The organism is Ruegeria sp. AP12 (genome assembly GCF_056540025.1).
Map to the genome: position 1 here is coordinate 1,002,363 of NZ_JBQFVZ010000001.1, position 12,309 is coordinate 1,014,671.

Sequence of the window (12,309 nt, forward strand, 5' to 3'; positions counted from 1 at the left end):
TTCACAACATCCAATCGCACCGACTTGAGCCTGCCGGGATACGCCCCTAAATTAGCGTTAACGCGCGACGACGGAGACACAGATGTTCGGCATTCCCGGCAAACAGGCCGTGACCATAACGCCCAAAGCTGCAGAGCAGATCACCCGCCTGATGAAATCCGGCGGTCATACCGGTCTGCGCATCGGCGTGAAAAAGGGCGGATGTGCAGGCATGGAATACACCATGGACTATGTCGACGAAGCCGACCCGCATGACGAGGTGGTCGAACAGGACGGCGCGCGGGTGATGATTGCCCCGATGGCGCAGATGTTCCTGTTCGGAACCGAGATCGATTACGAAGTCTCGCTGCTGGAATCCGGGTTCAAGTTCAAGAACCCCAACGTGGTCGATGCCTGTGGTTGTGGCGAGTCGATCAAGTTTGACGAAAGCCTTACATCGCAGCCCTAAGCTGATTTCAGGTGCAGATAGGTTTCATTGAAACGTTTCGTCAGGTGATCGCCTGCGGAAATCACCTGCCCTGACCCCGGTGGGGCGACATTGGTGTCGTAGGTTGGGTTGAAGAACATCGGAACCGAGATCCGTTCGTGGGACCCGCCAATTACCCGGTGCTCGGTCGCCTTGACGCGGCCTGCGGTCCAGAACTCCAGCATCTCACCGAAGTTGATCACAAAGACACCCGGTTCGGCCTGAACCTTCTCCCACGCCCCATCGGGCATCCGTACTTCCAATCCGGATGTGCCGTCGGTGGCCAGCAAGGTCAGACAGCCGTAGTCGGTATGCGCGCCAATGCCGAAGTCTTTGTCTCCGGCCCAGACAGGCCGCTGGGGATAGTAGTTCCCGCGCAGCAGGGCCATCGGCGTGTCGAAGGCCGCATCAAAACTGCCGGCGTCCCGCCCCAAGGCGACAGCAATCGCGCGCAACACCCGCATGGATACATCGCAGGCATCCGCGTAATACGCGCGAATGGTGTCTTGAAAGTGCTCTGGTTCCTCGGGCCACAGGTTCGGGGCATACACGCTCAGGTTCTGGGCGCGGTATGGGTTGTCCTGAGGCAGTTCATACCCGCAATCGAACACTTCCTTGAAATCCGGATTGGCTGTCGGATCAACCTGCTCAGACTGCGGCGCGCCCCAGCCCCGATTGGAACCGGTCACAGCCATGTCGACAGCGCGTTTGTCCTGCTCGGGCAAGCGGAAAAAGTCGTAATAGGCCGCAATCACGTTCTGAATGCGTTCCCGCGTCAGCCCTGTGTTGCGCACTTTCAAAAACCCAACCTGTCCAACGGCTTGCCGCAAGCGTGCCAGCTCTTGCGGGTCCCGGTTGTCCAGCTTTTCAAGATCAAGGTTGTCGATCATGGCATCCTCGGAAGACTCAGCGCGGAAACTGCCCGTCACAGATATGAACTGCAACCGCAATTGTAAGGTCCGATCATCGATGCTATCCGATGGCCCAAACAACCAAATTCGCAGGGAGAGTTCGATATGCGGCGCAAGCTGGCGGCTGGAAACTGGAAAATGAACGGAACCGGCGCAGCGCTTGCCGAGCTTAAGCAACTTGCGGCCAAGCACCCCTCGCCTTCGGTCGATATTCTGATCTGTCCCCCGGCCACCCTGTTGCACCGCGCCGCCGAGATGGTTGAGGGTACTGGCGTCTCGGTCGGCGGGCAGGACTGCCACGCAGAACACTCGGGCGCGCATACCGGTGATGTCAGCGCCGAGATGCTGCAAGACGCCGGTGCCACGGCAGTCATTCTGGGCCATTCGGAACGGCGCGTGGATCATGGCGAGCAAAACGAAGACGTGCGCGCCAAGGCCAGATCGGTCATGGATGCAGGCCTGAAAGCCATCATCTGCGTCGGCGAAAGCCTCGAACAGCGCGAGGCCGCCAACACATTGGACATCATCGGCGGGCAGATGTCGGGTTCGATCCCGGACCAGTCAACCGGCGAGAATCTGATTGTCGCTTACGAGCCGATCTGGGCCATCGGCACCGGCAAGGTTCCGACGCTGGAAGAGATCGGTGAGGTCCATGATTTCATCCGCGCCCGTCTGGAACGCCGTTTTGGCGAGGGCGTCGGCCGCTCGGTCCGGTTGCTATATGGCGGTTCGGTCAAGCCGTCCAATGCGACCGAAATTTTCGGTGTTTCGAACGTAGACGGCGCGCTGGTCGGCGGGGCCAGCCTGAAAGCTGCGGATTTCTCGGGCATCATCGAGGCGCTGGAAAGCGTCTGAGCCGGGGCCGCACAATCAGGCCAGCTTCATCGTCACGATCCCGGCAATGATCAACGCCGCTGCCAGCAGGCGCAGGGGCGTCAGCGCCTCACCCAGCACCGTGACGCCCACCAGAAACGCGCCAACCGCGCCGATGCCGACCCAGATCGTGTAAGCAGTGCTCAGCGGCAGATCCCGCATCGCCAGTGACAGCAACCCAAACGAGCCGATCATGGAAATCCCCATGATCGCGGTTGGCAAAAGCCGCGTGAAACCAGCGGATTGCTTCATCGCACCCGCCCAGACAATTTCGAGAATTCCGGCAAAAACAAGCATGATCCATGCCATGAGATGACCCCTTGTCAACGCGGGTCGTCCCGCATGATCTGCCCGTGGTGGGGAGGTCGTCCTCTGACCCCGAGATAGGCATCCCCGCCCCGGGTTCAAGGGTGTGGCCGGGCAACACGCGCAGCCCGGCCACAAATTCGCTAGTTCGTTATGATCTCAGGCCCCATGACCGAATTCGGCAGGAAGGTCGAAATCCACGGGATATACGTCACCATGATCAGGAAGACGAACAGCACCGCCAGAAACGGCAACGCAGCCCGCACGACGCTCATCATCGGCATACCAGCCACGCCCGAAGTCACGAACAGGTTCAGACCAACCGGAGGCGTGATCATCCCGATTTCCATGTTCACCACCATGATGATGCCCAGATGGATCGGGTCGATGCCCAGCTCAATCGCAATCGGGAAGACCAGCGGGGCGACAATGACCAGCAGCCCTGAGGGTTCCATGAACTGACCGCCGATCAGCAGGATCACGTTGACCACGATCAGGAAGGTCACCGGACCCAGACCGGCAGACAACATCGCCTCGGCAATATGCTGTGGGACCTGCTCGTCGGTCAGAACATGTTTCAGGATCAGCGCGTTGGCGATCACGAACAGCAGCGTGACGGTCAGTTTACCAGCCTCGAACAGCGTATGTTTGGTGTCAGGGTGAAAGAACGCGGTGACCAGAGCATGCGGTTTCTTGAACAGCGGAATATTCGCCGTCCCCTCTTCCGTACTGAGCGGCCCCATGTCCTTGTAGACAAAGCTGGCAATCAGGAAGGCGTAAACAGCGGCCACCGCTGCGGCCTCGGTCGGGGTGAAGATACCGCCATAGATGCCGCCCAGAATGATCACGATCAGGAACAGGCCCCAACCCGCCTCGCGCGCCGAGGTGAAAATCTCGCCCCAACCCTTCCAGTCACCTTTGGGCAGGTTCTTGACCTTGGCCATAACGTAAATGGTGATCATCAGCATCAGACCGGCCATCAGGCCCGGAATGACACCCGCCAGAAACATCCGCCCGACCGAGACCTCGACGGCTGCCGCGTAGACAACCATCACGATCGAGGGCGGGATCAGGATGCCCAACGTCCCCGCGTTACAGATCACACCGGCGGCGAATTCCTTGGAATAACCCACCTGACGCATCCCGGCGATGACAATGGAGCCGATGGCCACAACGGTCGCCGGGGACGACCCGGACAACGCAGCAAACAGCATACAGGCAAACACGCCCGCAATCGCCAGACCACCGGGCAGATGCCCCACGCATGCAATCGAGAACCGGATGATCCTCCGTGCCACCCCACCCGTGGTCATGAAGGACGAGGCCAGAATGAAGAACGGGATCGCCAGCAGGGTAAAGTGCCCCTCGAACGCCTCGAACAGCGTGCCCGCGACCGAAGCCAGCGAACTGTCGGAATAAATCAGCAGGAACAGGGTCGAACTGAGGCCAAGCGCCACCGCAATCGGAACCCCGATCAGCAGCAGGCCGATGACCATCGAGAAAAGAAGTACAACGTCCATCAGTCATGTCCTCCCTGCTGCGCGCGCACTTCTTCGATCTCGTCCTCAACCTCGTGGCTGGCGACCAGACGGTCCGTTTCACCGCGCCAAATCTGCAGGGCAACCTGCGCAAAGCGGATCACCAGCAGCAGCATCGACAAAGGCAGGATGAAATACGGAACGACCTTGGGCAGTTTCTCGTAATATTCGCCATAGTTGATCAGGTCTTCCAGGAACCGCAGCGGTGCGATCATCGGAATATCGTCAACTTCATAGAAACTCTGGCTGCGGGCGTCGAAATTGAACCCGGTCGGGAACCAGCGACCCGATGTGGGCGGCAGGTCAGCAAATACCGCCCAGTAATCATAGGCACCCTTGAGCAACAGCAGCGAGAACACCAGACAACAGGCCACGGCGATCAGCGCCAGGATCCGACGCGGCGCGGGGGCCAGCATGTTCAGGATCGCATCGACCCCCAGATGAGCGTGTTTCTTGACCGCATATGACGCGCCCAGCAGCACAAGCCAGCCGAACATGAACACCGTCAGTTCCAGCGCCCAAAGAATGTTCGAGTTAAAAAAGAACCGGGCGATCACATTGGCAAAGGTCACGGCCGTCATCAGGCCCAGCAGCAATGCAATCACGGTCTCTTCGATATGGTCGACCAGCCCAGCCGGGCCGGATTTCGCACCAGACATCTTTCTGTCCCCGCATTTTTCGTGATGAGAGTAACTTGCGGCGGGCCTTTGAAGCGGCCCGCCAAGGCCGCGCGTCGTTAACTCCCCAGTCCCCGGACGCGCGGCCTGACCGGATCAGAACCCGGCGTTGATGGCCTGTGCGGCGTCGATCTTGTCCTGCCCCACGTCACCGGCGAACTGATCCCAGACGGGCTTCATCGCATCAACCCAGGCCTGACGCTGTTCGGGGTTCAGTTCACGAATGATACCACCCGCGTCGGTGATCGACGCTTTGGCTGCTTCATTCACGGCAAAGGCTTCCTTGTTCCGGGTTTCGGTCACTTCGTCCATGATGGTCATGAACTGGTCACGCACCTCGGGGTCCAGGCTGTCCAGCCAATCCACCGAGGTCACGACCAGATAATCGATGATGCCGTGATTGGTCTCGGTAATGCCGTCCTGCACCTCGAAGAACTTCTTGCCGTAGATGTTCGACCAGGTGTTTTCCTGCCCGTCCACAACGCCCTGTTGCAGCGCGCCATAGACTTCCGAGAACGCCATTTTCTGCGGGCTGCCACCGATCGCTTCCATCTGCGCAACCAGCACGTCCGAGGACTGCACCCGGAATTTCAGACCATCCGCATCCGACGGATCAACCAGCGGCTTGTTCGCCGACATTTGCTTCATGCCATTGTGCCAGAAGGCCAACCCCTGCAGGCCACGGCGCTGCATGCTGTCCTTCATCGCCTGACCATCGGCCGAGGCCTGGAACGCGTCCACGGCATCGATGTTCTTGAACATGAACGGCAGGTCGAACAGGCGGAACTGTTTGGTGAACTTCTCAAACTTCGACAGCGACGGCGCGGCCAGTTGCACGTCGCCTTGCAGCATCGCCTCAAGCACCTTGTCGTCATTGTAGAGGGTCGAGTTCGGATAGACCTCCATACACATCACGCCGTTCATCTCGTCATTTACACGCTGTTCCAGCAGCGAGGCAGCGATACCTTTCGGATGCTTGTCGGTGTTCGTCACATGCGCGAACTTGACGACGATTTCACCGTCGTCGCACGCCGCAATACCCGCCGAGGCGGTTACCGCCAATGCCAGAGCCGTCGCGGCTGTTGTCAAAACTCTCATCTGTTCTCCTCCCAGACTTCAAAACATTCCATCAGATGCCAGAGGGGCACCGCATGCCGGGCAGTGAAGCGAATCAAATCTTACCGCACAACGTTTTGATTCCGGGGATGAAGGGTCGTTATTTATATAATAATAACCGATACTTAAATTATACCTTTCAGGCACGTATTTTATCACCCAGCCAAGGGTGTGCGGAAATCCGCACAGCGGAAAACCAAGATGTGCGGAAATCCGCACGGTTTTCGAATCACCGGTCCAGAATCAATCCCATTGCCCCATCACACCCACCGCAGCCCGCGCCAGCGGGCTGCCCGGCCCAACAGCTTTGACCGGATGAAAATGCGGGCAAAGCTGGCGGGAGTGTCTGCTTATCTGCGATAATCCTCGGGGCGGATCTGATACCGCGCCAGCTTGTCATAGAACGTCTTGCGCGGCAGTTTCAGTGCCTTTGCCGCGTCCGAGGCTTTGCCATTGTGCCGCCCCAAAGCCGCAATCAACAACGACCGTTCGACCCGCGCCATCTGATCGCTCAACCCAAGTTCCGCGGCCTGAGCGACATCCTCGGGCATGCCCAACACAAATCGCATCGCTGCAGACATCAACGACCGTGCATTCCCCGGCCAATCGCGCGCCATCAACGACGCCAGATGGTCCGAGGTGATCTCGGGCTCGGGGATACCGGCCTGTTCGGCGGCTTGCGCCACATAGTGACGAAAGATGACCGGGATATCCTCGGGCCGCTCGGCCAGAGACGGAATGCGCACCTGCATCACGTCCAGACGATAGAACAGATCGGCGTTGAAACGCCCCTCGTCCGACAGCGCGGCCAGATCCGCCGTTGTCCCTGCAAGGATCCGGGCATCCGTGCCCTGTTCAATCCGTTCCAGAGCCGCATATTGCGTGGCCTGCGGCATTGCCGAGATCTCATCCAGAAACAAGGATCCGCCCGCAGCATCCTCGCACCCTTGCAGTAGCTCCTCAGTAGTCAACGCGGATCCCGCGCGCTTCACAAAGGGGCCCTGCGCGACAGGAGACATCAGATGCACAACTTCGGCCACCTTGGACACCCCGCTGCCCGGCGGTCCGGTCACCAAAACCTCGGCCCCGGTCGGGGCGACGCTTCGCACCCGCTCGCGCAACGCCTCGGCCTGTGATGACAGGCCGAACAACAGACGCGCTGCGGGATCGCCGCGCTCAAGCTCGGACTTCAGCGCACGCTTTTCCATGACCTGCGACCGCTGCGCAAAAGCGCGTTCCAGCACCGCCAGCAGATCCGAGGCCGCGCAGGGCTTTTCCAGAAAATCAAACGCCCCTTGCCCCATGGCCTGCACCGCCATCGGGATATCCCCCTCACCGGTCAACAAAATCACCGGCAGTTCGGGGTCCACATCGCGCGCATAGGTCAGAAGATGAAAACCGTCACGCCCCGGCATCCGAATGTCCGAGACGATGACACCGGGAAAATCCGCCCGGATATGATCCTTTGCCGCAACAAAGGATCCTGCCGGAACCGGCGTGAATTCGGCCAATTCCAGAGTTTGCGCCAGCGCTTCGCGAACGGCGGCGTCGTCATCGACCAGAAGGACCCTGCGCGTCATGCAACCTCTTCCTCCCTGAAATACTCAAGCTCGACAGTGAATACCGCACCGTTTTCGGCGTTCGCACCGCGAATATTGCCGCCAAAACTCTGCACCAGCCCGTAAGAAATCGACAGGCCCAGCCCCATGCCTTCGGACGAGCCGACGGATTTGGTGGTATAAAATGGCTCAAACAGCTTGTCGGGGTCTTCGATACCTGGCCCGCTGTCGCGTATCGCCACAACAACGCGATCTCCGGTTTCAATCTCGATCACGATACGCTTGTCTTCCTGCCCGCTCATCGCGTCGATGGCGTTGTTGATCAGGTTCACAAAGACCTGCGCCAAACGAACTTCACCGCCCCACGCATTCACCGGATGGGTCGGTGGGGTCCAGTCCAACGTCACCCCTTCTTCACGCAATCTTGCCTCTGTCAGTTCAATCGCCGATTGGATCACCTGAACTAGATCGACCTTGCCCATAGGCTCGCTTTCATTTCGCGCAAAGGCCCTCAGGTTCTTGATGATCCGCGCCATGCGCGCGGCCATTTCCGAGATACGGCCCAAGTTTTTACCGGCCTTTTCACCCTGCCCCCGCTCCATGAAGGCTGCACCATTGTCGGCGAACTGTTGAATGGCCATCAAGGGCTGGTTCAATTCGTGACTGATGCCCGCCGACATCTGACCCAATGCGCTTAGCTTACCGGCCTGCACCAAATCCGCCTGAGCTTGCTTCAAGGCGGCTTCCGCCTCCTGCCGCTCGGCCACTTCGCGCCGCAGGGCCGTGTTGGCTGTCGTCAGGTCTCGCGTTCGCTTTGCCACGCGGCCTTCAAGCACGGCATTGGCTTCGGCCAAGGTCCGCCGCCGCTCGGTGGCCAGAAACAGCAAGGCGCCAAAGGCCAGACAGATCGCGGCCACCGCCGCCGCCTGCAACCCGGCCAACCGCCGCGCCGGGGCCACATCCACCAGCACCTCGGCGGTCATGTCGATCACCGGCAGATCAAGCGTCAGATGCAGCGCGTGCTGCGGCAGGTAACGGCCCCAGTTCAACCGCCATAACTCGTGCCCGCCAACCCAGGACGAAGCAAAATCGACCGGCGCGCCCTCGGGCGGCGTCAACCCCCGCTGCCCGTCGGCGCGGTACCAGAACAACAGATCGGACCGGTTCGAGATAAAGACGACGCCGTTGTGATCAACAAAGAAAACCGCTTCGGTACTTCCACGCCAGGTCTGTTCGACATCCTGAACATCGGCGAACACCATCAAGGCCCCTACGACTTGCCCGGCCGGGCCAAAAGCCGGGGCCGCGTAGGAATAGATCCTGTTTCCGCTTTCGGTTTCGACACCATGCGCACTGCCCATCGCGCCTTGCAATGCACGCTCAAACGCCGGATGCCCCGCCATGCTGCGCTGCGCAACCGGCTGGGCCGAAGCCAGAACGCGGCCATCTCGATCCAGATACATCATGTTGACCGCAGCCGTCTTGTCGGCCACATCCAAAAGCACTTTGCGCGCCTCCTGCTGCTGCTGGGACGTTTCCAGCGCGGCCAGCGTTGGATGCCCCGCCATCAGAACCGCAAGCTCCTGATAGACCTGCATCTGAGTGCTCAACCTGTCGGCGGCCAGCTCCAAATCGGCTTCGGCCTTTTCGCTCAGCTGCGACAGCGCCTGCCGATACCCGTAGGACCAGACGCTCGCCGACAATAAACCGACCGCGATCAGGAAACCGCAAATGACCCAAAACCTTTGCATGACATAGGGTCTTGCATTCACGCCGCCCGATGGCAAGTCTGCGCCGCATGAAGACCGTCTCTCAATCTCCGACCGATCCGGGTTTCGTTCAGAACCCCTATCCGTTCTATGATACAGCCCGCGCGCATGGAGATTTGGTTTATTGGAGCGACTACAACATGGTCGCCGCCGTTTCGCACAAGGCGGTCCACGCGCTGTTGCGCGACCGCCGGTTTGGTCGCGAAATCCCGGCTGAGCTTGCAAAACCCGGCCCGGATCACCTGGCCCCGTGGCTTGCGGTCGAGGCTCATTCGCTGCTTGAGGCTGAACCACCCCGCCACACGCGGCTGAGGGCTTTGGTCACACGGGCCTTCACCTCGCGCGCCATTGCCGCCTTGGCCCCGTCGATCGAAACCCTGTGCCATGACCTTGTTGATCAGTTTCCGGACCGGCCATTCGACTTGCTGGATGCCTATTGCACGCAAGTCCCTGTCATAACGATCTGCCGCCTGCTGGGGGTGCCCGAAAGCATGTCCCCCGACCTGCTCAGATGGTCCCACGACATGGTCGCGATGTATCAGGCAAGCCGCACGTCAGAGACTGAACAGAACGCAGCGCAATCCGCACAGGATTTCACCGCCTTTCTGAACGGTTACATCCAACAACGACGATCCAACCCGCGTGACGATCTGATCACGCGTCTGATTGCGGCAGAAGAAGAAGGCGACAGGCTGTCAACCGATGAACTGATCGCCACCTGCATCCTGCTGCTCAATGCAGGGCATGAGGCGACGGTCCACTCACTTGGGAATGGTGTAAAAACCCTTCTTCAATGCGGTCTGGGTAGCAGTGTCCTTGGGCCGGATGCAATCGATGGCACTGTGGAGGAGATCCTGCGCTTCGATCCTCCCCTGCATATGTTCACCCGCTATGCCTATGAAGAGGTTGAGGTTTTTGGCCATTCCTTCAAACGCGGCGATCAGGTTGCGCTGTTGCTGGGTGCCGCCAACCGGGACCCCGAGGCATGGCCGGACCCGCATATCTTCAATCCAAAGCGTCCGGTCAAAACAAACTCAAGCTTTGGCGGCGGCCTGCACTTTTGCGTTGGCGCGCCCCTGGCCCGGCTCGAGATGCGCATCGCTCTGCCCATCCTGTTCGACAGATGCCCCAATCTGCACCTGACCGAGCCGCCAACATACTCGGACAGCTACCATTTTCACGGCCTTGAACACCTAATGGTTCTGGCCTGAAGCCTAAAATCAAATCGCGCGTTCCGTGCGATGCCTCCGGCGGGGATATTTTTAGCCAGATGAAGTCTGGATCCCCTGTTCATCTGGCTGGAAATATCCCGGGGGAGTCGCCCCGACAGGGGCGGCGGGGGCAGCGCCCCCAACCCCCTTAGGTGCTGGCCAAGGCGTTCAAGGGAAGCATGGTCGTGGACTTGATCTCTTCCATTGACAGCAATGCGGTGACGTTGTGGACACGAACCTCTGATATCAGAGACTGGTAAAACTGATCATAGGCGCGGGCATTTTTAACCCGTACTTTCAGAATATAGTCGATGTCCCCTGCCAGCCGGTGTGCCTCTTGCACTTCGGGTTGATCCCGAAGGGCTTTCAGGAACTTACGCTGCCAGTCGGCTTCGTGCTCGGATGTGCGGATCAGAACAAAAAAAGTGGCCTCGAACCCCAGCGCTTCGGCGTCCAGCAATACCGTTTGCTGACCAATGATTCCGGCGCTTTTGAGCTTGCGGATTCGATTCCAAACCGGGGTCTTGGAACTGCCGACCCGGGCTGCTATTTCGTCCAGCGACTGGCTGGCATCGCGCTGCAGCTCAGCCAGAATTTTCCGATCCGTATCGTCTATCCGCACCGACATTCCATTTTTCCTTCAGTTTCGAAACGCTCGTCCCAAACAGGTCATTAGAAAAGACGCACGTTCTTATTTATTCCGCGATATGGCGGTTTGGTGGGAATATTTCCTATATTGCAGGGCAAGTCAAACCAAGCTCTGGACGATCTGATGCAGCTTACGAACGAAACAGGACGCACAGGACATGTCGACTTTGTCGGCGCTGGTCCTGGTGATCCGGAATTGCTGACGCTCAAGGCCCTGAAAGCCTTTAAGCGCGCGGATGTCGTTCTGCATGACCGTCTCATCGGCGAAGACGTCCTGACCCTTGCCGGGCAAAGCGCGCATTTGGTCGACGTTGGTAAGGCCGGGTTCGGCCCGTCGTGGAAACAGGCCGATATTGATGCGCTGCTGGTCGACTATGCTCTGAAAGGCAACCGCGTCGTGCGTCTGAAATCCGGCGACCCGACTGTCTTTGGGCGGCTGGACGAGGAAATCGAAGCTGTTGAAACCGCAGGTATCTCGTGGCGCATCGTTCCCGGCATCACGGCGGCGTCTGCAGCCGTTGCGGGCATCGGTCAAAGCCTGACCCGGCGCGGGCGCAATTCATCGGTTCGGTTCCTGACCGGACACGACATGAAGGGTTTTGCCGATCACGACTGGACCGCTCTGGCGCGCGAGGGATCGGTTGCCGCGATTTACATGGGCAAAAAATCCGCCCGTTTCATCCAGGGTCGCCTGATCATGCACGGCGCGGACCGCGCCACACCTGTAACACTGATCGAAAATGCCTCGCGCCCGGATCAGCGCGTTGTGGCAAGCACGCTCGATCAACTGCCCACCGACCTGAGTGCCGCCGAAATGGACGGCCCGGTTCTGACATTCTATGGCCTTGCCCCGCGCCAAGCGGCCGAGGCCCTGACCGAATTCAATAAGGAGCTTGCCTGATGGCCCGCGCTTTTACCCCTAAAGTTGTCACTGCAAATGACCTGCTGGAAGGCGACGTGATCTACCAGACCGAGGATGACCGCTGGTCGCGCGATCTGTCCGAGGCCGAGCTGATCACTGATGAAGCCCACGCGCAGGTCCGTCTGCTGGACGCCGCCCGCCAAGCCAACAAGATCGTTGGTGCCTATCTTGCCGATGCAGCCGCTGGCGCAAACGGCCCCGAACCCACCCATTTCCGCGAGGAGTTCCGCCGCACCGGGCCCTCGAACTATGCCCATGGCAAGCAGGAAACTGAAACGCAGCCCCGGGCCTGACTTCCGGCCCCTCTTCCTCT

12 protein-coding genes and 1 pseudogene are annotated in these 12,309 nt (G+C 59.6%); 5 read left to right on the top strand and 8 right to left on the bottom strand.

What is annotated here, in order from left to right; translation table 11 throughout:
* The first annotated feature begins 82 nt into the window (after window positions 1-82).
* A complete protein-coding gene (locus ACR0E6_RS05070) occupies window positions 83-448 on the top strand; it encodes a HesB/IscA family protein (RefSeq protein ID WP_170518332.1) in 366 nt (121 codons plus the stop codon).
* Here ACR0E6_RS05070 and ACR0E6_RS05075 read toward each other — a convergent pair.
* On the bottom strand, window positions 445-1,356 hold the full coding sequence (locus ACR0E6_RS05075) for an isopenicillin N synthase family dioxygenase (RefSeq protein WP_480581374.1): 912 nt from the start codon (window positions 1,354-1,356) through the stop codon (window positions 445-447). The genes ACR0E6_RS05070 and ACR0E6_RS05075 overlap by 4 nt on opposite strands.
* A 126-nt stretch (window positions 1,357-1,482) precedes the next feature.
* Between ACR0E6_RS05075 and tpiA the strand changes: the two genes are divergently transcribed.
* Window positions 1,483-2,232, top strand: coding sequence for a triose-phosphate isomerase (gene tpiA, locus ACR0E6_RS05080; RefSeq protein ID WP_480581376.1), 750 nt, complete (start codon window positions 1,483-1,485; stop codon window positions 2,230-2,232).
* 15 nt (window positions 2,233-2,247) lie between these two features.
* On the opposite strand, the gene ACR0E6_RS05085 is transcribed toward tpiA, so the two are convergent.
* The 6 genes from ACR0E6_RS05085 to ACR0E6_RS05110 all read right to left on the bottom strand — a co-directional run bounded on the left by ACR0E6_RS05085 (window position 2,248) and on the right by ACR0E6_RS05110 (window position 9,197).
* Window positions 2,248-2,559, bottom strand: a complete 312-nt coding sequence (locus ACR0E6_RS05085) for a DMT family transporter (RefSeq protein ID WP_480581378.1) — start codon at window positions 2,557-2,559, stop codon at window positions 2,248-2,250.
* A gap of 140 nt (window positions 2,560-2,699) precedes the next feature.
* A complete protein-coding gene (locus tag ACR0E6_RS05090; RefSeq protein WP_170450958.1) occupies window positions 2,700-4,076 on the bottom strand; it encodes a TRAP transporter large permease in 1,377 nt (458 codons plus the stop codon).
* Entirely contained in the window at window positions 4,076-4,753 is a 678-nt protein-coding gene (locus tag ACR0E6_RS05095; RefSeq protein WP_170450960.1) for a TRAP transporter small permease, read from the bottom strand. The genes ACR0E6_RS05090 and ACR0E6_RS05095 overlap by 1 nt, the downstream gene beginning before the upstream one ends.
* A gap of 114 nt (window positions 4,754-4,867) precedes the next feature.
* Window positions 4,868-5,869, bottom strand: coding sequence for a DctP family TRAP transporter solute-binding subunit (locus ACR0E6_RS05100; protein ID WP_170621739.1), 1,002 nt, complete (start codon window positions 5,867-5,869; stop codon window positions 4,868-4,870).
* A gap of 368 nt (window positions 5,870-6,237) precedes the next feature.
* Window positions 6,238-7,467 (bottom strand): sigma-54-dependent transcriptional regulator, encoded by a 1,230-nt coding sequence (locus tag ACR0E6_RS05105; protein ID WP_480581381.1) that lies wholly within the window; start codon window positions 7,465-7,467, stop codon window positions 6,238-6,240.
* Window positions 7,464-9,197 (bottom strand): sensor histidine kinase, encoded by a 1,734-nt coding sequence (locus ACR0E6_RS05110; RefSeq protein WP_480581383.1) that lies wholly within the window; start codon window positions 9,195-9,197, stop codon window positions 7,464-7,466. Before ACR0E6_RS05110 ends, ACR0E6_RS05105 begins: the two co-directional genes overlap by 4 nt.
* Before the next feature lie 47 nt (window positions 9,198-9,244).
* Between ACR0E6_RS05110 and ACR0E6_RS05115 the strand changes: the two genes are divergently transcribed.
* Window positions 9,245-10,426: a cytochrome P450 gene (locus ACR0E6_RS05115; RefSeq protein ID WP_480581385.1), complete on the top strand. Its 1,182-nt coding sequence runs from the start codon at window positions 9,245-9,247 to the stop codon at window positions 10,424-10,426.
* A 148-nt stretch (window positions 10,427-10,574) separates the two neighbouring features.
* Here ACR0E6_RS05115 and ACR0E6_RS05120 read toward each other — a convergent pair whose 3' ends face one another.
* Window positions 10,575-11,054, bottom strand: coding sequence for an Lrp/AsnC family transcriptional regulator (locus tag ACR0E6_RS05120; RefSeq protein ID WP_170518306.1), 480 nt, complete (start codon window positions 11,052-11,054; stop codon window positions 10,575-10,577).
* Window positions 11,055-11,195: 141 nt separating this feature from the next.
* Between ACR0E6_RS05120 and cobA the strand changes: the two are divergent.
* Both cobA and ACR0E6_RS05130 read left to right on the top strand, forming a co-directional pair.
* Window positions 11,196-11,975 (top strand): annotated as a pseudogene (gene cobA / locus ACR0E6_RS05125) (uroporphyrinogen-III C-methyltransferase); the annotation flags it as partial.
* Complete coding sequence (locus tag ACR0E6_RS05130; protein ID WP_170450972.1) at window positions 11,975-12,289, top strand: DUF2849 domain-containing protein; 315 nt, start codon at window positions 11,975-11,977, stop codon at window positions 12,287-12,289. The pseudogene cobA and the gene ACR0E6_RS05130, both read left to right, overlap by 1 nt.
* Window positions 12,290-12,309: the final 20 nt, after the last annotated feature.

Coding starts and splice junctions, on each gene's coding strand:
- ACR0E6_RS05110 (WP_480581383.1), bottom strand. CDS start 9,197: ATGCAAAGGTTTTGGGTCATTTGCGGTTTCCTGATCGCGGTCGGTTTA.
- ACR0E6_RS05085 (WP_480581378.1), bottom strand. CDS start 2,559: ATGGCATGGATCATGCTTGTTTTTGCCGGAATTCTCGAAATTGTCTGG.
- ACR0E6_RS05090 (WP_170450958.1), bottom strand. CDS start 4,076: ATGGACGTTGTACTTCTTTTCTCGATGGTCATCGGCCTGCTGCTGATC.
- ACR0E6_RS05095 (WP_170450960.1), bottom strand. CDS start 4,753: ATGTCTGGTGCGAAATCCGGCCCGGCTGGGCTGGTCGACCATATCGAA.
- tpiA (WP_480581376.1), top strand. CDS start 1,483: ATGCGGCGCAAGCTGGCGGCTGGAAACTGGAAAATGAACGGAACCGGC.
- ACR0E6_RS05100 (WP_170621739.1), bottom strand. CDS start 5,869: ATGAGAGTTTTGACAACAGCCGCGACGGCTCTGGCATTGGCGGTAACC.
- ACR0E6_RS05075 (WP_480581374.1), bottom strand. CDS start 1,356: ATGATCGACAACCTTGATCTTGAAAAGCTGGACAACCGGGACCCGCAA.
- ACR0E6_RS05120 (WP_170518306.1), bottom strand. CDS start 11,054: ATGTCGGTGCGGATAGACGATACGGATCGGAAAATTCTGGCTGAGCTG.
- ACR0E6_RS05105 (WP_480581381.1), bottom strand. CDS start 7,467: ATGACGCGCAGGGTCCTTCTGGTCGATGACGACGCCGCCGTTCGCGAA.
- ACR0E6_RS05070 (WP_170518332.1), top strand. CDS start 83: ATGTTCGGCATTCCCGGCAAACAGGCCGTGACCATAACGCCCAAAGCT.
- ACR0E6_RS05130 (WP_170450972.1), top strand. CDS start 11,975: ATGGCCCGCGCTTTTACCCCTAAAGTTGTCACTGCAAATGACCTGCTG.
- ACR0E6_RS05115 (WP_480581385.1), top strand. CDS start 9,245: ATGAAGACCGTCTCTCAATCTCCGACCGATCCGGGTTTCGTTCAGAAC.